This window comes from Arthrobacter sp. DNA4, assembly GCF_024362385.1.
GTDB lineage: Bacteria > Actinomycetota > Actinomycetes > Actinomycetales > Micrococcaceae > Arthrobacter.
Genome location: NZ_CP101466.1, coordinates 3764827 through 3783613 on the forward strand (window position 1 = coordinate 3764827; position 18787 = coordinate 3783613).

General features: G+C 67.4%; 16 protein-coding genes. 6 read left to right on the top strand and 10 right to left on the bottom strand.

What is annotated here, in order from left to right:
* Positions 1-21 precede the first annotated feature (21 nt).
* From NMQ03_RS17435 to NMQ03_RS17450, 4 genes are read right to left on the bottom strand one after another with little or no spacing between them, the layout of a single operon-like run.
* Complete coding sequence (locus NMQ03_RS17435; RefSeq protein WP_255173228.1) at positions 22-1125, bottom strand: mandelate racemase/muconate lactonizing enzyme family protein; 1104 nt, start codon at positions 1123-1125, stop codon at positions 22-24.
* Complete coding sequence (locus tag NMQ03_RS17440) at positions 1125-2030, bottom strand: 5-dehydro-4-deoxyglucarate dehydratase (protein ID WP_255173229.1); 906 nt, start codon at positions 2028-2030, stop codon at positions 1125-1127. The genes NMQ03_RS17435 and NMQ03_RS17440 overlap by 1 nt, the downstream gene beginning before the upstream one ends.
* Positions 2027-2983, bottom strand: a complete 957-nt coding sequence (locus tag NMQ03_RS17445; protein ID WP_255173230.1) for an NAD(P)-dependent oxidoreductase — start codon at positions 2981-2983, stop codon at positions 2027-2029. The genes NMQ03_RS17440 and NMQ03_RS17445 overlap by 4 nt, the downstream gene beginning before the upstream one ends.
* Positions 2984-2993: 10 nt before the next feature.
* Positions 2994-4451, bottom strand: a complete 1458-nt coding sequence (locus tag NMQ03_RS17450; RefSeq protein WP_255173231.1) for a Gfo/Idh/MocA family protein — start codon at positions 4449-4451, stop codon at positions 2994-2996.
* A gap of 354 nt (positions 4452-4805) precedes the next feature.
* Here NMQ03_RS17450 and NMQ03_RS17455 point away from each other — a divergent pair, with 354 nt between their 5' ends.
* Positions 4806-5840: a LacI family DNA-binding transcriptional regulator gene (locus NMQ03_RS17455; RefSeq protein WP_255173232.1), complete on the top strand. Its 1035-nt coding sequence runs from the start codon at positions 4806-4808 to the stop codon at positions 5838-5840.
* 3 nt (positions 5841-5843) lie between these two features.
* Here NMQ03_RS17455 and NMQ03_RS17460 read toward each other — a convergent pair whose 3' ends face one another.
* The gene (locus NMQ03_RS17460) at positions 5844-6434 is read right to left on the bottom strand and encodes a TetR/AcrR family transcriptional regulator (RefSeq protein ID WP_255173233.1); all 591 of its coding nucleotides are present in this window, start codon (positions 6432-6434) and stop codon (positions 5844-5846) included.
* A gap of 109 nt (positions 6435-6543) precedes the next feature.
* On the opposite strand from NMQ03_RS17460, the gene NMQ03_RS17465 reads away from it, so the two are divergent.
* Together NMQ03_RS17465 and NMQ03_RS17470 are read left to right on the top strand one after the other, a co-directional pair.
* Positions 6544-7845, top strand: a complete 1302-nt coding sequence (locus tag NMQ03_RS17465) for an MFS transporter (protein WP_255173234.1) — start codon at positions 6544-6546, stop codon at positions 7843-7845.
* On the top strand, positions 7846-10344 hold the full coding sequence (locus tag NMQ03_RS17470; protein WP_255173235.1) for a beta-glucosidase: 2499 nt from the start codon (positions 7846-7848) through the stop codon (positions 10342-10344). It abuts the gene before it with no gap.
* Here NMQ03_RS17470 and NMQ03_RS17475 read toward each other — a convergent pair.
* On the bottom strand, positions 10341-11060 hold the full coding sequence (locus NMQ03_RS17475) for a FadR/GntR family transcriptional regulator (protein WP_255173236.1): 720 nt from the start codon (positions 11058-11060) through the stop codon (positions 10341-10343). The genes NMQ03_RS17470 and NMQ03_RS17475 overlap by 4 nt on opposite strands.
* A gap of 66 nt (positions 11061-11126) precedes the next feature.
* Between NMQ03_RS17475 and NMQ03_RS17480 the strand changes: the two genes are divergently transcribed.
* Positions 11127-12464: an alpha-hydroxy acid oxidase gene (locus tag NMQ03_RS17480; RefSeq protein WP_303693901.1), complete on the top strand. Its 1338-nt coding sequence runs from the start codon at positions 11127-11129 to the stop codon at positions 12462-12464.
* Positions 12465-12487: 23 nt separating this feature from the next.
* Here the strand turns inward: NMQ03_RS17480 and NMQ03_RS17485 are convergent, their stop codons facing one another.
* Positions 12488-13150 (bottom strand): helix-turn-helix transcriptional regulator, encoded by a 663-nt coding sequence (locus tag NMQ03_RS17485; RefSeq protein ID WP_255173237.1) that lies wholly within the window; start codon positions 13148-13150, stop codon positions 12488-12490.
* Between the two features lie 68 nt (positions 13151-13218).
* The gene (locus NMQ03_RS17490) at positions 13219-14430 is read right to left on the bottom strand and encodes an acetoin utilization protein AcuC (protein WP_255173238.1); all 1212 of its coding nucleotides are present in this window, start codon (positions 14428-14430) and stop codon (positions 13219-13221) included.
* Between the two features lie 104 nt (positions 14431-14534).
* Between NMQ03_RS17490 and NMQ03_RS17495 the strand changes: the two genes are divergently transcribed.
* Both NMQ03_RS17495 and NMQ03_RS17500 read left to right on the top strand, forming a co-directional pair.
* On the top strand, positions 14535-15968 hold the full coding sequence (locus tag NMQ03_RS17495; protein WP_255173239.1) for a TrkH family potassium uptake protein: 1434 nt from the start codon (positions 14535-14537) through the stop codon (positions 15966-15968).
* Positions 15961-16647 (top strand): TrkA family potassium uptake protein, encoded by a 687-nt coding sequence (locus NMQ03_RS17500; protein ID WP_026265713.1) that lies wholly within the window; start codon positions 15961-15963, stop codon positions 16645-16647. Before NMQ03_RS17495 ends, NMQ03_RS17500 begins: the two co-directional genes overlap by 8 nt.
* Before the next feature lie 72 nt (positions 16648-16719).
* Here NMQ03_RS17500 and proC read toward each other — a convergent pair whose 3' ends face one another.
* Both proC and NMQ03_RS17510 read right to left on the bottom strand, forming a co-directional pair.
* Complete coding sequence (gene proC, locus NMQ03_RS17505) at positions 16720-17553, bottom strand: pyrroline-5-carboxylate reductase (RefSeq protein WP_255173240.1); 834 nt, start codon at positions 17551-17553, stop codon at positions 16720-16722.
* Positions 17554-17795: 242 nt separating this feature from the next.
* Positions 17796-18785: a Ppx/GppA phosphatase family protein gene (locus NMQ03_RS17510; protein WP_255173241.1), complete on the bottom strand. Its 990-nt coding sequence runs from the start codon at positions 18783-18785 to the stop codon at positions 17796-17798.
* Positions 18786-18787 lie beyond the last annotated feature (2 nt).

Consider the following 18787-nt stretch of genomic DNA (forward strand, 5'->3'; position numbering starts at 1 on the left):
TCGTCGTACGGAAAATAGTGGTTACAGAGCGTCCCGGAAGCGGAGCCCCAGCCCCTGCCGGTCCACCGTCGCCAGCCTGCTGTTGGTGAACCGGACCGGTGACGGGCCAGCCAGGAGGCCAAGCTGCTCGAAGGATGCCTCCTCGACGTCCTCCACCATGGTGGGCTCCGCCAGGGTCAGGGCCAGCTGCCCGGACAGTTCCGGCAGCAGGTGCGGCATGACCTTGATGCTGTGGGTCCGTGCCAGCTCCACGATCCGCCGGAACGGGGTGATGCCACCCACCCTGATGATGTTGGGCTGGATAATGTCCACCGCCTCGGCCTCAATGAAATCGCGGAACCGGTAAATGGTGTGCAGGTTTTCGCCCAAGGCTATGGGCACCGGCGAGTGTTTCCGCAGCCTCCGGTAGGCCCAGAGGTCGTCCGCGCGGAGGGGTTCCTCCAGCCAGTCCAGCCCGTACCCGGCGAGGACCTCCAGGGCGCGGAGCGTGGTGGGCAGGTCCCACCTCTGGTTCGCATCTATCATGAGCCGGCGGTCAGGGCCCAGCACGGTGCGGACGGCGGCGACCCGTTCTGCGTCCTCGCGGAGGTCCGGCTTGCCCACCTTGATTTTCACGGCGCGGTGGCCTGCGGCGACCCAGCGTTCGGTCTGCGCCACGAGCTCCTCCAGGGTGTAGTGCAGGTTCACCCCGGAGCCGTACACCTCCACCGAGTCCTGCCGCTGGCCGATGAAGCCGGTCACCGAGGTGCCGGCACTGCGGGCCTGCACATCCCAGAGGGCAAGATCCACGCCCGCCATGGCGATCGTGGTGAGACCGCCCCCGCCGGCCTCGTGCAGCCGCTTCCACAACGCGTCCCACACCGTCTCCGGATTCGCCGGAAGGCCGGTTACAAAGGGGGCGATGTCGCAGTCCAGCAGCGCCTTGACCGCCTGGGGGCCGATGGTAGGTGTCCAGGAGAAGCCAAAGCCCGTGCCGCCGTCGTCCGTGTAAAGCTCGGTGGCGATCACGTGGTTTTCCGGCGCCTCGACGCCCCAGCTGCGGCGCAGCGGAACGGTGAGGAGCCGGGTGGTCAGCCCGGTGATGCGGGGAACGGTGCGGACGGTTTCCGCCGCCGGGGCGCTCATCAGCGGCCGGCCAGCTCGTGGCCCCTGGCGAGGATAGCTTTCAGTTCAACCAGTTGCTCCTCGCTGGGATCCACCAGCGGCGGCCGGACGGATCCAACCGGCAGTCCGGCCAGGCGCAGGCCGGCCTTGATCAGGGAAACGCCGAACCCGGGGGTCTGGTCGCGGAGGCGTACGAGGGGTGCGTAAAAGCCCTCGAGCAGGGCGTTGCGGCGGTCCTCGTCCCCGGATACGTAGGCGTCGTAGTAGGCCTTGGCGATTTCCGGGGCCATGGCGAACGCTGCCGAGGAGTAGAGCGGGATGCCCAGTCCCCGGTAGGCGCCCTGCGTCAGCTCGGCGGTGAGCAGGCCGTTGAAGAACGCGAAGTCTTCCCGACCGGAGGCCCTTACCGCGGAGACGATCTCCTGGGCCAGGCCCACATCGCCCAGGCCGTCCTTGAAGCCGATGACCTTCGGATTGGCAGCGAGCTTGGCCATGGATGCGGCCGTGAATTTGGCGTTGCCGCGGTGGTAGACGATGACCGGGAGGCTGCTGGCATTGGCCACGGCCTCGATGTAGGCCACCAGCCCGTCAGTGGGTCCGGTCACCAGGTACGGCGGGAGTACCAGGAGGGCGTCCGCGCCGGCCTCCTCGGCGGCGCGGGCAGCGGCGAGCGCGTGGCCCAAGGGTCCGCCGGCACCGGCCACTACGGGAACTTTTCCGGCGACAACCTCCACGGCGGCCGCCACCACGGTGCGGAGCTCTTCGATGCTGAGGGCATGGAATTCGCCAGTTCCGCAGGCGGGGAACACGCCGCCGGGGCCGAAGGGCAGCCGGGAGCCGATGTGTTCCTTGAGCAGTTCCACGTCAACGGCGCCTTCGGCCGTGAACGGGGTGACAGGGAAGAACAGTACGCCGTCGAATTTCATGGTGTCTCCTTGCCTCCGCCGCCGGCGGTAACCAGGGCAGTGGCCTCGTCGTTGAGGGTGGACTTCAGTTCGGTGCGCCAGCTGCGCCTGGGTTGCCAGCCCAGCAGTTCCTGGGCCTTGGCTATGGAAAAAGCGGGGCTGGTGCCGGTCAGGCCGGAGCTCAACGCCTCACTTCCCGGGAGGAAGGTGGGCATCAGCTCCGCGAGCGGCGCCGTTGCGAGCGCGTCGGCTGCCCCCACGAAGAAGGTTTCCCCGTTGGGAATGTCTTCCATCTTCTGCAGCAGCACGTCCAGGAAGTCCGCCACGTCCCGCGCATCCACATAGTTGAACAGGGCCGGCGCGGAGAGGGCGGGGTCGGCGAGGCGTTCGGCCAGGGTGTGCCCCTGCTGCGTCGGGGCCCCTTCCCATTCTTCCGGCGAGATCACAAAGCAGGGCCGGAACGCTGCATAGCGGATCTTCTCCCCCTGGGCGGCGGCGAACATCTGCACGGTTTGTTCGGCAATGTGCTTGGACAGCGCGTACGCGTTCCAGGGCTTTGGCGGCGTGCGCTCGTCCAGCGGGAGTGACGGCGGCAGCCAACCGGCCGGGCAGCCGTAACCAAGGACGGTGGGGCTGCTGGCGGTAACCACCTTGGGGACGCCCAGCTCCGTCGCCGCACTGATGACGGCGAAGGCTAGCCGGGTGTTGGTGGCGAAGATGACGTCCTCGGGCGCACTGAACGGTACGGCGATCGCCGCAAGGTGGATGACGGCGTCGGGCGTTGAGGCCCCTATCAGCCGCAACGCCTCACCCGGGGCAAGCAGGTCGGCGGTTTCCTGCACGACGCCGGACGGCAGCAGTTCCGCGGGCACGGCCTCGCGGTCCACCGAGATGACGTGATGGCCGGCCTGGGCCAGCCCGGCCACCACGCTGCGGCCCAGGCGGCCGGAACCGCCGGTGACTAAAATCCTCATGGTCTTTCCCTTACTTGCCGCGGCGGAGGTCGACGCCGAGGTCCAGGTCCTCGACCCGGACGGGCAGGGACGTTTCAAGCGAGCGGTTGCCGGCGATCCCCACCGACACCGAACGCAGCCCGTCCAGGTAGCCGGACGGACGGCCCAGGGGGTCCTCGCCCGGTCCGTTGAAGAGATCCGACAGGAGCAGCTCGTCACCGCCGCCATGGCCGCCCTCACCGTTGATGATCGGGACCTCGTAAGCGGCCTCCCAGTGGCGCTGGACCACCAGGCGCTCGCCGTTGCGGCGGACGGCGTCCTCTTCCTCAACCGGGGTTGCGGACGGGTCCACCACGGTTTTCTTGTCCGTGCTGTGCAGGACGGCGGCACGTTCCACCACTTCAAGTTCTGCGCGGCCTTCGGTGCCGTTGACCGCCACCCGGTAGCCTTCCCACGGGCTGTGGGCATTCAGTGAGTAGCTCAGGCGCGGTCCGCCCTGGTATTCCACCACCAGGGCCAGGTTGTCCTCGATGGTGATGCCGCCGGTGAAGACATCCTGGTCGCGGCGGTAGCCGTCGTAGTGTTCGTTATCCAGGAACAGGGCCTTGAGCCGCTCGTCCTCCCTCAGGTCAAGCGCGAAGGGGTCCTTGGCGCCGGCGGGGGCATCGGCGTCGGGCGTTCCACGTTCCGGGCGTGGGCCAAGGCCGCGCTCGGCGGCGTTCTTGTCGCCGTAAAACTTAAGGCCGCCGGAGGCGAAGACCCGCTCGGGCACGTCGTCGATCCACCAGTTGACCAGGTCGAAGTGGTGGGACGCCTTGTGGATGAGGAGGCCGCCGGAGTTCTTCTTTTCGCGGTGCCAGCGGCGGAAGTAGTCCGCGCCGTGCACGGTGTCCAGGACCCAGCTGAAGTCGATGGAGGTGATCTTGCCGATCACGCCGCTCTGGATGATTTCCTTGAGCGCGCTGTTGCGTGGCGAGTAGCGGTAGTTGAAGGTGACCACCACGTTGCGGCCGGTCTCGTGGACGGCCTGGACGATGCGGCGGCAGCTTTCGGCGTCGATGGTCAGGGGCTTTTCGACGACGACGTCCGCGCCGGCCCGGAGCCCCTCCACGATGTAGTCGGCGTGCGTGTAGTCCGGCGTGGTGACGATGATGCGGTCGATGTTGTTCGCCTGGACGAAACCGGTGAGCTGGGCGGGATCGAACGACGCCACTGGCCCGGGCGCGCCCAGTTCCTGGATGAGCTTCTGGTAGAACTCCACGCGTCCCGGGTTCACGTCCGAGAAGGCCACCAGCTCAGCGGTGTCAGCGTGCTTGCCGTAGATGGCACGGATGTACATCTCGGAACGGCCGCCGGTGCCGATCAGGGCAATCCGGGCTTTCCCGCCTTTCCGGGTGGCGGTGCCTGCAGCGGTAGCGGTCTCAGCGCCGGCGGCACTGCCGGCCTCTGAAGCAGCGGCGGCCGGCGTGGTCTCGGCTGTGTTGACCATTGGGGTCCCTTTCGAAAAAGCTCATGTCCCGCGGTGGGGCGGCGGTGTTCCGGCGGCGGTACTGTGCTGCACCGTGGCGGAGGGCTGAGAAAGCGTTTTCTCATTGCTCTATTAGAGTTTTATCAACCTGTCGGCAGATCCGTCAACCACTTCCAGAAAAGGAAGAAAGCGGTTTCCAGGCCTGCCGCCTGCGGCTCCGGTGCCTCCGCCGGGAAAACGGTCGGGAAAAGGATAGAAAGCGGTTTCCCACTCCCGTATATGCTGTCTTTCAAAGCACCTGCCATGAAGGCCGGGCCCATCGGACGTCAAGCGTTCCCGGGGGCGCCGGCCGACGGCGCAAATGAAGGGTTCCCTATGGCCAGGAAATCGGCAAGCGGCCGGATCGGCATCGCGGATGTCGCCGTCAAGGCGGGGGTTTCCCATGCCACCGTTTCGCGTGTCATGAACGGCAACTTCACCGTGGACCCGGACATCGCGGCCAGGGTCCGGGCGGCAGCCGCAGAGCTGAAGTACCAGCCCAACCCGGTGGGCCGCAGCCTGGCACTGGGCAAGACGGACACCATCGGCATCGTGGTCCCCGACCTGGCCAACCCCACCTTCCAGGCGATCCTCCGCGGCCTGAGCCGGGCCGCGGCGCAGGACGGCTACCGGGTCCTCATTGCGGACTCATTCGAAGTGTCCAGCGAGGAATCCATCCTGGCGGGTGAAGCGCGGCGGCGCTGCGACGGACTGGTCCTCTGCGCCCCGCGCATGACTGACGCGGAACTCGAAGAGATTGCACCCTCGCTCCACCCGCTGGTGCTGATCAACCGCACCACCACGGCACCGGACGTCCCCAGCCTGGTGGTGGACTACGGCCAGGGCGTCCAGGACATCGCCGAACACCTGGTGGAACTCGGCCACACCCGTCTGGCCTTCCTGGCCGGGCCGCCCCGCAGCGCCTCCAATGAGATGCGGCTCAAAGGCCTGGAGAAATTCAAGGCAGCCCATCCCGAAGTGGACGTCACCATGCTGGAGGGCGGATCGGACTTCGACACCGGGCATGGGGCCGTGGATGCCGTGCTGGCCAGCGGGGCCACCGGAATCCTGGCGTTTAATGACCTGGTGGCCATGGGCCTGATGAGCGGCCTCCATGAGCGGGGCCTGGACGTCCCCGGCGATATTTCGGTGACGGGCTTCGATGACATCCCCTTTGCCAGATATACGACGCCGGCACTGACCACCGGCGCCGTCCCCATCACCGAGCTGGGCGAGCAGGCATGGCACCAGCTCCGGGCGCTGATCCGCAAGGAAGGGAACGACACCCCCGGCGGCCGCTACCAGCCGCGCCTGGAAGTCCGGGCCAGCACGGGCCCGGCAAAGGCGCCGCGCAGCACGGTCCACGGCTGATACCTAGGCAGGCGGCGGCTTCAGGAGCACATCGATGAACTCGCGCAGCCCGTCGGCCACATCCACATTCTTGTCGTAGAGCCACTGCAGCTGCAGGCCGTCGGAGACTGCCACCACCAGCTTGGCCAGGTCGCCGGCGGGCAGGTCCGAGCGCGCCTGCCCGGCAGACTGGCGGCGTTCAATGTCTGCCGCCAGCACGTCAACCACCTCGGCGTAGCGCTCCTTGAAGTAGGCATGCGAATCGTGCCCGGGGTCATTGGCGGTGGCTGATGCCACGGCATACAGGGTGGTAAGCCCGGGCTCACGGCGGTTCCGCTCCGCGGAGCGCACCATCAGCGCCAGCCCCGCCTCCTCGGCATCCATTGCCGCGAGGCTACGGCGGTCCCGCTCGGCCAGGACCGCCGTCAGCAGTTCCTGCTTGCCGCGGAAATAGTGGAAGAGGGTCGCTTCCCTGACCCCCACCAGCTCTGCCACGCGCTTCAGGGCGGTTCCTTCAAAACCTTCAGTAGCAAAAACGTCCGTGGCCGTCTGGATGATCTGTTCGCGGCGTTCCGCTCCCTTGGCGTACTGGCCGCGCGGCTTTGATGAAGGCATCAGGCCAGTGTATTTCACCAACTTTCCAGAAAATCTAGTCAGACTCGGTTTTTATCGCTACGATCATTCCCACGGCCCAACGGAGGGTCGCTTTTTGTCAGGAGGCACCGTGGCCATCAAGACCATCACCGAGGATTCCGCAGGACTGCCTGCCGGCGGAACCTCATCCAGCACCGTTACAACCGCTCCTGCTGGAGCGCCGACCCGCACACCCCGCGCCTACGTCATCGGCATGCCGATCGCCAGCGCCGGGCTTTGGATGGCCGTCCTGGCCCCGGCCCTGGTGGTGCTGGCCATCAAAGTTTCAGAAATCACCACGCCGGAAACGCGTGCAGGTGCGCTCAGCCTGGTGGCCGTCGTCGGAGCCCTCATTGCGCTCCTGGCCAACCCCTTCTTCGGCCGGTTGAGTGACCGCACAACGTCCCGCTTCGGCATGCGCAAGCCATGGATCGTGGGCGGCTCCCTGATCGGCCTGGCATCCCTGGTCCTGCTGGGGTCCGCCACCAACGTCACCGGCGTCATGGTTGCCTGGGTCATCGCGCAGCTCAGCTTCAACGCAGCGCTGGCGGCCCTGGTGGCCACCCTTCCGGACCAGACGGCACCCGCCGAGCGCGGCCGCCTCTCAGGACTGATCGGGATGACCCTGCCGGTGGGCCTGGTCGCCGCCGCGTACTTCGCCCAACTGTTCGACAACGCCTTCCAGATGGCGGTAGTCCCCGGCGTGGTAGGGACCGCCGTGACCCTCGCCTTCGCCTTCACCTTCAAGGACCGCGTGCTGACGGAGAAGCCCGCCCCGCTCAACCTGAAGGAAATTGCCGGTTCCTTCTACTTCAACCCGCGCACCTACCCCGGCCTCGGTTGGGCCTGGTTCACCAAGTTCCTGGTGTACGTCGGCTACTGCGCCGGGCTGCTGTACCTGCCGTACTTTTTCGCCGACCACCTCCACGTTGCAGAAACCGCAGTTCCAGGGCTCGTTTTCCAGGCGACCCTGGTCAGTTCCGCGGGCACCGTGGTCACCAGCCTCGCCGGCGGTTGGATCAGCGACCGGATCGGCAAGCGCAAGGCCATGGTCATCGCCTCCGCCATCATCATGATGGTAAGCCTGATTGTCATCGCCACCAGCAGCACCACGGACCAGGTCCTGGTGGGACAGGCCCTGGCCGGCCTGGGCCTTGGCTGCTTCGGAGCGGTCGATGTGGCCCTCATCGCGGACCTCCTGCCCGGGAGCCAAAGCGAGAACGCCAAGACCTTCGGCGTCTTCAACATCGCCCAGGCCCTGCCCCAGTCCCTGGTACCCGCCATCGCCTTCCCCGTCATCACCCTTGGCGGCTACCCCGCCCTCTTCATCGGCGGAGCCGTCGTCGGCATCATCGGCGCCGTCCTCGTCACCCGCATCAAAGGAGTCAAGTAAATGAATCCCACACTCTCCCCCGCCGTCACGGCTCCCGCCGCCGATTCGCCGGATGCAGAAGCACGCATCCTTGAACTGGCCGAAAGCCTCTCCCTCGAAGAACAGATCCAGCTGCTGACCGGCGCTGATGTCTGGGCAACACACGCCCTGCCCTCCATCGGCCTGTCCCGTGTTGTCATGTCCGACGGCCCCTCCGGCGTCCGGGGTGAGGACTTCGACGAGCGCCACGACTCTGTTTCCCTGCCGTCGTCGTCCGCACTGTCCGCAACCTGGAGCGTGGAAACAGCGCGCCGCTATGGCCAGGTCCTGGGCCAGGAGGCCCGCCGCAAGGGCGTCCACGCAGTCCTGGGCCCCACCATTAACCTGCACCGTTCGCCGTTGGGCGGCCGGCACTTTGAATGCATGAGCGAGGACCCGCGCCTGACCGCCACGATGGCGGCCGGGTACGTTGCCGGCGTCCAGTCCATGGGCGTAGGGGCAACACCCAAGCACTACATTGCCAATGAGGCTGAAACCGAGCGTTTCACGTCCAATTCTGTGGTGGACGAGCGCCCCCTGCGCGAGCTCTACCTTGCAGCCTTCGAGGACGCCATCACCGAGGCGCGCGCCTGGCTGGTGATGAGCTCCTACAACTCCATTAATGGCACCACGGCCAGCGAAAACGAGCTCCTGAAGACGCCGCTGTCCACCGAATGGGGCTTTGACGGCGTCGTCGTCTCCGACTGGACCGGCGTCCGCTCGGTGGAAGCCGCCAACGCCAACCAGGACCTGGAGATGCCGGGACCGGCAGGCCACTGGGGCCCCAAGCTGCTGGCGGCCGTGAATGACGGCCGCGTGAGCAGGTCCGCCATCCTTGAAAAGGTGGTCCGCATCCTGCGGCTCGCCGCCCGCGTCGGGTCGCTTGACGGAGTCTCCCCCGCCGCCACGGAACAGCCGGCACCCTTGAATGCCGCCGCCGTCGCCCGCGAAGTGGCAGTGCGTGGTGCTGTCCTGGTGCGCAACAGGGACGGCCTGCTGCCGCTGGATCCGCAGGCACTGGCAAGCGTCGCCATCAGTGGCCACAACGCGGAGGAGGCCCGCACCCAGGGCGGCGGCAGCGCCACCGTCATGCCCAAGCAGAACATCTCACCGCTTGAGGGCCTGCGTGCGGCGCTTCCGGAAGGTGTCCGCGTCAGTTATGCGCGCGGCGCCAAGGTGGCGGAGGGCCTGCAGGCTTTCCCCCGCACCTCGCTGCATAATCCGGTGTCCGGTGTGCCCGGCCTGCGGGTGACCTTCCTGGCCGGCGACGGGTCCGTCATCTCGGGGGAGGACCGGCTGGCGTCGCACCTGATCTGGTTTGGCATCGGCATCCCCGAGGGCGCAGCGGCCATCCGGATGGAAACGGAGTGGACCGCGCCGTCGGCCGGCATCCACCACCTGGGCATCGGCACCGTGGGCCGGGTCCGGCTGTCCCTGAATGGTGACGAGGTGTTCAATGGCGAGCTTGAGGACGACACCGACGTGCTCGGCGCGGCCCTGTTCGACCCGCCCAAGACCGTCCACCCCATCACCACCGCCGCCGGGGACACGGTCCGCGTCGAGGCCGTGTACGACCTCCCCGCGGACCAGGCCATCCCCTTCACGGCCATCCTCCTGGGCGAGGAAACGGTGGTGGATGACCCGCAGGCAGAGATCGACGCCGCAGTCGAGGCCGCCCGGACCGCCGATGTGGCGGTGGTGGTGGTGGGAACCAGCGCGGCCATCGAATCCGAGGGCTTTGACCGCAAGGACCTGGACCTTCCGGGCCGGCAGAACCAGCTGGTGGAAGCGGTGGCGGCGGTGAACCCGCGCACCGTGGTGGTGGTGAACTCCGGCTCACCCGTCCTCATGCCCTGGCTGGACAAGGTGGGCGCCGTCCTGCTGGGCTGGTTTGGCGGCCAGGAATTCGGCCGTGCCATCGCCGACATCCTGCTGGGTGCAGAAGAACCGGGCGGCCGCCTTCCCACCACCTGGCCTGCAGCCCTGGCTGACGTCCCGGTCCTGGACACCACCCCGGTGGACGGCAAGGTGGTGTACTCCGAGGGCATTCACATCGGCTACCGTGCGTGGCTCAGGCAACAGGCTGCCGGGGGTGCCGCACCGGCTCTTCCCTTCGGCTACGGCCTGGGCTACACCACGTTCGAGCTCGGCGCCCCGCATGCACGGGAGTCGGTCCCGGCCGGCTCCGACGTCGTCGTCCACGTTCCGGTCCGCAACACCGGCAGCCGGTCCGGCCGTGAAGTAGTGCAGGTGTACCTGGACCGGACCGAATCCGCTGTGGAACGGCCCGTCCGCTGGCTGGCGGGCTACGCGGGCACGCACCTGGCGCCCGGCGGCACCGAGAGCGTCGAGGTCCGGATTCCGGCCCGCTCCTTCGCGCATTACGACGGCGGCTGGCAGTTTGAGCGCGGCACCTTCCGGATCCTCGTGGGCCGTCACGCGGAGGACGACTTCCAGGAACTGGAAATCGAGGTCCGCTAGCCCACTGCGCCGGGCTGGGCGGGGTTATCCCTGCCCAGCCCGGCTTCTTTGTAGAACCCTTTGATATGGCCTGCCACCAGCTCCGCCGCCCGGCCGCCGTCGCCGTTCCTGACCGCAGCCAGGATGGCGTGGTGCTCGGCATGCAGGCGCGAGGCAGTTGCCTTCCAGTCCGGCAGGTTCCCCGTCAGTTCCGCGGCGTACCCCTGGATGGATTCGCGGAGCGAGCCCATCATGGCGCTGACCACTGCATTGCCTGCGGCGTTGGCCAGGGCCAGATGGAACTGGACATCGAGGGCCAGGAATTCCCCCACGGGCAGGCCTTCCGGAGCATCCATCGCCGCCAGGAGCGTGGCCGCATCGTCAAGCTGCGGCGCGTCCCGGCGGGCCCTCGCAGCGGCCCAGGACTCCAGCAGGACCCGCGTTTCCACAATGTCCGCCACGGGCAGGTGCTGGGTGGCCACGTGCAGCCGAAGGGCTGAGCCGAGGGCGGCGGTGGGATCCGAAATCACCACTGTCCCGGCATCCGGGCCGGAGCCAACGCCGGACCGCACCACGCCCATGGCTTCAAGAATCCGGATGGCCTCGCGCACGGAGGTCCGGGAGACCTGGAGCTGTTCTGCCAGCGCGCGCTCCGCCGGGAGCCTACCGCCTACGGCCAGGTCGCCGGCTGACAGACGATCCTCGATCCAGTGCAGAACCAGCTGGTGGGTGCGCATAGCAAAATAGTAGTTGATGTGGTTGGACCACATCACCTAGAGTGTGGCTGGACCATAGGAGGAGCCATGACCCACACCATCCAGCCCAACAACCCGGAGGCTACCCCGGCTCCGGACGCCACGGACGTCCCCGCAGCCCCGGCACCTGCCAAGGCTCCGTCGTCGGCCGCCCTTCCCGCAGCATTGAAGCGCCGCATTCCCAAATACTCTGACCTTGCTCCGCTGATGCAGTTCAAGAAACCGGAGTTCAGCAGGGAGGCCCGGCTCAAGCGGGCCAGCACCATTTGGGAACTCCGCGACATCGCCAAACGCCGCACCCCGAAGGCGCCCTTCGACTACACGGACGGCGCCGCCGAAGAGGAAATCACCCTCCGGCGCGCCCGCCAGGCTTTCCTGGACATCGAGTTCCGTCCGGGCATCCTGCGGAACGTTTCCAGCATCGACCTCAGCACCGGGATCCTCGGCAAGCCGTCGCGGCTGCCGGTCGGCATCGCCCCCACCGGCTTCACCCGGATGATGCAGTCCGAGGGCGAGTACGCCGGCTCCCAGGCCGCGGAAGCCGCCGGCATCCCCTACACGCTGTCCACCATGGGCACCGCCTCCATCGAGGACGTGGCCGCCGCCGCCCCGAACGGGCGCAACTGGTTCCAGCTGTACCTGTGGACGGACCGGGACCGCTCCCTGGAACTGATCGAACGCGCCGCCAGGGCAGGCAACGACACCCTCATGGTCACGGTTGACACCGCCGTGGCCGGCGCCCGGCTCCGGGACGTCCGCAACGGCATGACCATCCCGCCGGCGCTGACGCTCAAGACCGTCCTGGATGCCTCCTACCGGCCGACCTGGTGGTTCAACTTCCTCACCCATGAGCCGCTGACGTTCGCCTCGCTCTCCCGCTACACCGGCACCGTGGCGGATCTGATCAACTCAATGTTCGATCCCACCCTGACGTTCGGGGACCTGGATTGGCTGCGGGAAACCTGGAAGGGCAAGCTGGTGGTCAAGGGCATCCAGACCGTGGAGGACGCCCGCCGCGTGGTGGACCACGGCGCAGACGGCGTGGTCCTGTCCAACCACGGCGGCCGCCAGCTGGACCGGGCCCCTATCCCGTTCCACCTGCTCCCCGAGGTCAAGCAGGCCTTCGCCGCTGACAACAGCAAGGCCGCCATCATGCTGGACACCGGGATCATGAGCGGCGCGGACATCGTGGCGGCGCTGGCCCTGGGCGCCGACTTCACGCTGATCGGCCGCGCCTACCTTTACGGACTGATGGCCGGAGGCCGCGCAGGCGTGGACCGGACCCTGCAGATCCTGGAAAAGGACATGGCCCGGACCATGGCCCTGCTGGGTGTCAGCAGGGTTTCCGAGCTGACCCCGGACCACGTGCGGCTGCTGGCCAAATAGGTCCTGCCTCTTCCGGCCGAACCCTACTTCTTGCGTCCGAACTTGGGCAGGTTGGGGAGGCTCGCCAGCAGGTCGGCCGCCTTGGTGGCCGCCCGGCCAACGGTGCGTCCGATCTGCTGCGGAACGGTATCGTCGCTCAGCGGGGCGGCCGTCCCGCCGGGAATCACGACGGCGGGGCTCAGCTCGGCGCCTTCCCGCACCAGCAGGGGCGCCGGGACCTCTTCCCGGGGTTCCTGCGACGCCGCCGGTTGCACCGTCCTGGGGGCCGGCGGCAGCGAAGCGGCCGCAGCGGCAACCCCCTCCTGCAGGTGGGCGGGGACCTCCGGGGCGGTTTCTGCCTGGGCCGTTGCTGACTGGGCGGTTGGTGACTGGGCCGCTGCTGACTGATCCGCGCCGGCAGGTGCGGCGGCGGCATTGCCGCCGGTGCCGACGTCGAACGTTTCCAGCCAGCTGGCGATGCCTTCCAGCGGGCCCCGGTTCAAGGCGTAGTAGCGCTTCTGGCCCTGCGCCCGCATGCTGACCAGCTGCGCCTCACGGAGGACTTTCAGGTGCTTGGAAATGGTGGGCTGGCTCGCCGCCAGTTCCTCCACCAGTTCCCCCACGGCTTTGTCTCCTGCCCGAAGGGCCACCAGGATGTCCCGCCGGGTGGATTCCGCTATGACGGCAAATACGTCGTCTGTCACCATGCCTCCCACCCTAGCGACATATACGTCTAAAGGCATCAACTATTTCGGCGGCGCGAAGTTCCGGCTAACTAGTCGAACCAGGGATCCAGCCCGTGCAGCGGGAATACTGCCTTGCGGGTGGCCATGACGGTGCGGTCCACGGCGTCATTGGGGTCGAAGCCCACTTCCCAGGAGCGCCACCAGAGCTCCACGTCGTCCCCCATGAGGGCGGGCGCCTCCCTGCCGAACTTCTCCATTACGTACTGCCGCCAGTCCGCCGGCACGGGCGTCCGCAGCGGTACCGGGCGTCCCGCGGCGATGGCCACCAGGTGGCTCCAGGCCCGTGGCACCACATCCAGCACGTTGTAGCCTCCGCCGCCGGTGGCGATCCAGCGGCCGCCGCAATACCTTTCGGCAAGGTGCCCGACGGCGTTCGCTGCCTCGCGCTGTCCGTCCACGCTGAGGTTGAGGTGCGTGAGGGGGTCGCTGCGGTGCGAGTCACAGCCGTGCTGGCTCACGATCACCCCGGGTTCGAAGGCACCCACCAGTTGCGGCACCACGGCGTAGAAGGCGCGCAGCCAGCCGGCGTCGGAAGTGCCCGCAGGCAGGGCGACGTTCACGGCCGTCCCCTCCGCCGCGGGCCCACCCACCTCGTTGGCGAAGCCCGTGCCGGGAAAGAGAGTCAGCCCCGTCTCGTGCAGCGAGAGCGTGAGGACCCGGGGATCGTCCCAGAAGATGTTCTGCGTGCCGTCGCCGTGGTGCGCGTCGACGTCGATATAGGCCACCTTGCCCACGCCGCCGTCGAGCAGTTTCTGCACGGCAAGGGCGGCGTCGTTGTAGATGCAGAATCCGCTGGCGCGCTCCCGGGCGGCGTGGTGCATGCCGCCGCCGAAATTCACCGCGTGGACGGCCGAACCATCCAGCACGCGCTGGGCCGCCAGCAGCGAGCCGCCGGCCAGGCGCGCCGCGGCCTCGTGCATGCCCGCGAAGGCCGGATCATCTTCGGTTCCCAGCCCGCGCGACTCGTCCGGCCGGGAAGGGTCCGCACTGACCCGGCGGACTGCCGCAACATAATCAGCAGAGTGGACGGACTCCAGTTCCGCGTCCGACGCGACCTCCGGGGCCGCCAGGTCAACGTGGTCCAGGTCGAAGAGCCCCAGGCTGCGGGACAGGCGCGCGGTCAGGTCCATACGCTCCGGCGCCATGGGGTGGCCCGGCCCAAAGTTGTAAGCTGTCATGTCAGGACTCCACGCCACCATCGTTGGCGGCGCGGGCTGGCTGAGTCCGGGCAGGTATGTCATCAATCACAGGCTACCCGAGCCCACGCTGCCGCCGGCCCGGCCATGACGCGGGCTTTAGTGGTTTACTACTGAAGGAAGCCGTTTCAACCGAGGAAAACCCACACATGACGCAAAGCCAGTCGAGGCCCCGGACTCCGGCCCCCTGGCACCCCCCGGCGCAGGAGCGGGAGGGCCTCTGGATCTTCACGCGGCTGCGCGACTTCATCGACGACATCGCCAACACCTCCCCCGCACGGCTGGCGCTGACCGCGTTCGCCGCCGTGTGCACGGTATTCACCTTCCTGCTGTCCCTGCCCGTATCGTCGGCTGACGGAACACCCACCCCCGTCCACCAGGCCCTGTTCACGGCTGTCTCCGCGGTGTGCGTCACGGGACTCACGGTGGTTTCGACGGCGGTCCACTGGTCCTTCTTTGGCCAGTTGGTGATCCTGGTGGGCATCTTCATCGGCGGTTTGGGCACGTTGACGCTGGCGTCGCTGCTGGCGCTCATGGTGAGCAAGCGGCTGGGTGTCCGGGGCAAGATCATTGCTGCGGAGTCCATGAACAACGCCGGCCGCCTGGGCGAAGTGGGCACGCTGCTGCGGATCGTCATCACCACTTCCGTGGTCATCGAGGGCATCCTGGCGCTCGCCCTGGTCCCGCGGTTCCTCACCCTGGGCGAACCGTTCTGGCAGTCTGTCTGGCACGGCGTCTTCTATTCCATTTCGTCGTTCAACAACGCTGGCTTCACGCCGCACTCGGACGGCATCGTGCCCTACGAGACGGACCTGTGGATTCTGATCCCACTCATGGTGGGGGTCTTCCTGGGCAGCCTCGGGTTCCCGGTGGTGATGGTCCTGCAGCAGAACGGCCTGAACTGGAAGAAATGGAACCTCCACACGAAGCTCACCATCCAGGTGTCGCTCATCCTGCTCGCCGCGGGCACGTTCCTGTGGGCCCTGATGGAGTGGGACAACGCCCGGACAATCGGGCCCATGGCCATCGGCGACAAGATCACCCATTCCCTTTTTGCCTCGGTCATGACGCGTTCGGGTGGATTCAACCTGGTGGACCAGAATCACATGGAATCCACCACCAAGCTGCTGACTGACGCGCTGATGTTCGCAGGTGGTGGGTCGGCGTCGACGGCGGGCGGCATCAAGGTGACCACCATCGCCGTGATGTTCCTGGCCATCGTTGCCGAAGCCCGCGGCGACGCCGACGTGAAGGTGTACGGCCGGACCATCCCGCAGGGCACCATGCGGGTGGCCATCTCCGTCATCGTTGCCGGCGCCACGCTTGTTTCCGTCTCCGCATTCCTGCTCCTGCAGTTCAGCGGCGCATCACTGGACCGGGTACTGTTTGAGACGATTTCGGCCTTCGCCACCGTGGGCCTGAGCACCGGCCTCAGCGCGGAGGTGCCACCCGAGGGCGTCTACGTACTGACAGCCCTCATGTTCGCCGGCCGTGTGGGCACCGTGACCCTCGCCGCTGCACTGGCCCTGCGCCAGCGCAGCCAGCTGTACCACTACCCCGAAGAGAGGCCGATCATTGGCTAGTTCCACAGATGCCCCCCGGCGCCCCGCCCACAATGCTCCGGTACTGGTGATCGGGCTGGGCCGCTTCGGATCATCCACCGCCGAGCAGCTGGTCAAGCAGGGCCGGGAAGTACTCGCCATTGAACGGGACCGGAACCTGGTGCAGAAATGGGCGCCCCTCCTGACCCACGTCGTGGAGGCCGACGCCACCAATATCGACGCACTCCGCCAGCTGGGTGCCCAGGAGTTCAGCTCCGCCGTCGTGGGCGTGGGCACCTCCATTGAGTCCTCGGTACTGATCACCGTGAACCTGGTGGACCTGGGCATCGAGCACCTCTGGGTCAAGGCCATCACCCCGTCGCACGGCAAGATCCTGACCCGTATCGGCGCGAACCACGTCATCTACCCCGAGGCCGACGCCGGTGTCCGCGCCGCACACCTGGTCTCCGGCCGCATGCTGGACTTCATCGAGTTCGACGACGACTTTGCCATCGTGAAGATGTACCCGCCGCGCGAAACCGTGGGCTTCACCCTGGACGAGTCAAAGGTCCGCTCCAAGTACGGCGTGACCATCGTGGGCGTGAAGTCCCCGGGTGAGGACTTTACCTACGCCCGGCCCGAGACCAAGGTGTCATCCCGGGACATGCTCATCGTCTCCGGCCACGTGGACCTGCTGGAGAGGTTCGCGGCCCGGCCGTAGCCGGAGCCACGCCCGCGGGACTACGCCTCGCAGGCCCCTGCCCGGGCCTGAGAGGGCAGAAAGCGGTGCGCCTCAGCCGAGCTGCCTGGTGATCTCCGCTGCCCGGTCAGCGGCCGCGCGGGCGCCGGCGGCGATGATGGCGGGGATGCCTTGTTCGTCAAAGGTGGCAATGGCGCGTTCGGTGGTGCCGTTGGGGCTGGTGACGGCCTTGCGCAGCGCTGCGGGATCTGCCCCGGGCTCGGCCAGCATGAGGCCGGCGCCGGCCACGGTTTCGCGCGCCAGCAGCAGGGACAGCTCCCGGTCCAGGCCCAGCTCTTCCCCTGCCGACGCCATGGCCTCGGCAAGGTAGAACGCGTAGGCGGGGCCGGAGCCGCTAATGGCCGAGAGCGCATCCACCTGCTCCTCGGGGACCTCAACCACAGTTCCTGCGCCCTGCAGCATGTCTTTGACCATCTGGAGCTGCTCCGGGGTGCAGTGCGTGCCGGGCGAGACCGAGACGACGCCTCGGCCCAGCTTTGCGGGGGTGTTGGGCATGGTCCGGATTACCGGCTGCCGCGCGGGGAGTGCAGCCTCCAGCTGGGCGATGGACACGGCCGCAGCCACACTGACCACCACGGTGTCGGGCGAAAGGGCCGGGCTGATTTCCCTTGCCAGGTCCGCGATGCCCACCGGCTTGACGCCAAGGATGACCACGGCGGATCCCTTGGCGGCCTGCCTGTTGTTGTCAGGCTCTTCCTCGCCGGCGATGGCGGTGATCCCGTGGTACCGCTCGGCCAGTTCCGCGGCGCGCCCAGCGCGGCGGACGGTGGCCACCACATCCCCCGGGTCCTTCCCGGCCTCCAGCAGGCCGCCAAGAATGGCTTCGTTCATGGATCCACAGCCAAGGAATGCGATTCGGTTGCTCATGCCTCCATCATTGCAGTTGGGAGGCATTCACAGGCAACTCCCATCTTCAGCGCAGGCAGCACACAACTTCGGGTCCTAACGTAGTTATTACCTCATTGAGGGTGCGAGTGATGCGGCAGGCATGGGGATGCCTGCCAAGGGCACCGGTGGCACGGCAGCAGGTTTTCCCCCATTTTCCTGTTGCCGTCCCCGGTGCTTCCGCATTTAAAGAAGGCGCTGCGAAGCAGGCAAGGCGCCTGTGGCTAGACCGCCGCGTTCACCGGCCGGGCGGCCGCAACATGGGGCGCGGGCTCCAGGGGCCCGGCAAACACCAGCTGGTCCAGTCGGCGGAGGATGAGTCCCTCACGCAGCGCCCACGGGCAGATGCGAAGCTTCTTGAACTTGAACATCTCCAAAGCCGCCTCGGCCACCAAAGCGCCGGCAAGGAGCTGATGGGCGCGCGCCTCGGAGACACCGGGAAGGTGCAGCCTGTCCTCCGAACTCATGGCCGAGATCCGCTGGGTCCAAATGCCCAGGTCCGAGGCGTGCAGCTCCCTCTTGACGTACGGCCCTTCGGCACTGGGGGCAGCACCGGCGATGCGGGCCAGGGAGCGGAAGGTCTTGGAGGTTCCGGCCACCACGTTTGCCCGGCCCAGGCCGTCGAATTCGCGGACGGCAGGTTTGAGCGTGGCCCTGATGTACCGTCGCAGTTCCTTGACGCTTTTGGCCGACGGCGGATCCTCGGCGAGCCAGTCCCTGGTGAGCCGTCTGGCGCCCAGGGGCACCGAGGTGGCTACTTCCGGAAGTTCATCCTGGCCGAAGGCCATTTCAAAGGAGCCGCCGCCGATGTCCAGGTTCAGGATGGGACCCGCTCCCCACCCATGCCAGCGCCGTACAGCGAAGAAGGTCATGGACGCCTCTTCGCTGCCGGTGAGTTCCTGGAGGGTCACTGTGGTTTCGTGCTTGACCCGGGCCAGGACGGCTGGGCCGTTGGTGGCCTCGCGGATGGCCGAGGTACAGAATGCCAGCAGGTCCTCGGCCTTGTGCCGCGCCGCGAACTCCCAGGCTTCCAGAACAAACTCGGTCAGCTCGTGCTGGCCCTCGTCGCTGATGCTGCCATCCGGTTCAAGGTACTGCACCAGGGACAGCGGCCGTTTATGGGACGCGAACGGGACCGGCTGCGCACCCGGGTGGGCATCCACCAGGAGCAGATGGACAGTATTGGAACCAATGTCGAGGACGCCTAGACGCATGG

Excerpts from the sequence above, each read along its gene's own strand:
- proC (WP_255173240.1), bottom strand. The coding sequence starts at position 17,553 with ATGAGCAACCGAATCGCATTCCTTGGCTGTGGATCCATGAACGAAGCC.
- NMQ03_RS17470 (WP_255173235.1), top strand. The coding sequence starts at position 7,846 with ATGAATCCCACACTCTCCCCCGCCGTCACGGCTCCCGCCGCCGATTCG.
- NMQ03_RS17495 (WP_255173239.1), top strand. The coding sequence starts at position 14,535 with ATGACGCAAAGCCAGTCGAGGCCCCGGACTCCGGCCCCCTGGCACCCC.
- NMQ03_RS17480 (WP_303693901.1), top strand. The coding sequence starts at position 11,127 with ATGACCCACACCATCCAGCCCAACAACCCGGAGGCTACCCCGGCTCCG.
- NMQ03_RS17460 (WP_255173233.1), bottom strand. The coding sequence starts at position 6,434 with ATGCCTTCATCAAAGCCGCGCGGCCAGTACGCCAAGGGAGCGGAACGC.
- NMQ03_RS17490 (WP_255173238.1), bottom strand. The coding sequence starts at position 14,430 with ATGACATACCTGCCCGGACTCAGCCAGCCCGCGCCGCCAACGATGGTG.
- NMQ03_RS17485 (WP_255173237.1), bottom strand. The coding sequence starts at position 13,150 with ATGGTGACAGACGACGTATTTGCCGTCATAGCGGAATCCACCCGGCGG.
- NMQ03_RS17445 (WP_255173230.1), bottom strand. The coding sequence starts at position 2,983 with ATGAGGATTTTAGTCACCGGCGGTTCCGGCCGCCTGGGCCGCAGCGTG.
- NMQ03_RS17435 (WP_255173228.1), bottom strand. The coding sequence starts at position 1,125 with ATGAGCGCCCCGGCGGCGGAAACCGTCCGCACCGTTCCCCGCATCACC.
- NMQ03_RS17450 (WP_255173231.1), bottom strand. The coding sequence starts at position 4,451 with ATGGTCAACACAGCCGAGACCACGCCGGCCGCCGCTGCTTCAGAGGCC.
- NMQ03_RS17510 (WP_255173241.1), bottom strand. The coding sequence starts at position 18,785 with ATGCGTCTAGGCGTCCTCGACATTGGTTCCAATACTGTCCATCTGCTC.
- NMQ03_RS17440 (WP_255173229.1), bottom strand. The coding sequence starts at position 2,030 with ATGAAATTCGACGGCGTACTGTTCTTCCCTGTCACCCCGTTCACGGCC.
- NMQ03_RS17455 (WP_255173232.1), top strand. The coding sequence starts at position 4,806 with ATGGCCAGGAAATCGGCAAGCGGCCGGATCGGCATCGCGGATGTCGCC.
- NMQ03_RS17475 (WP_255173236.1), bottom strand. The coding sequence starts at position 11,060 with ATGCGCACCCACCAGCTGGTTCTGCACTGGATCGAGGATCGTCTGTCA.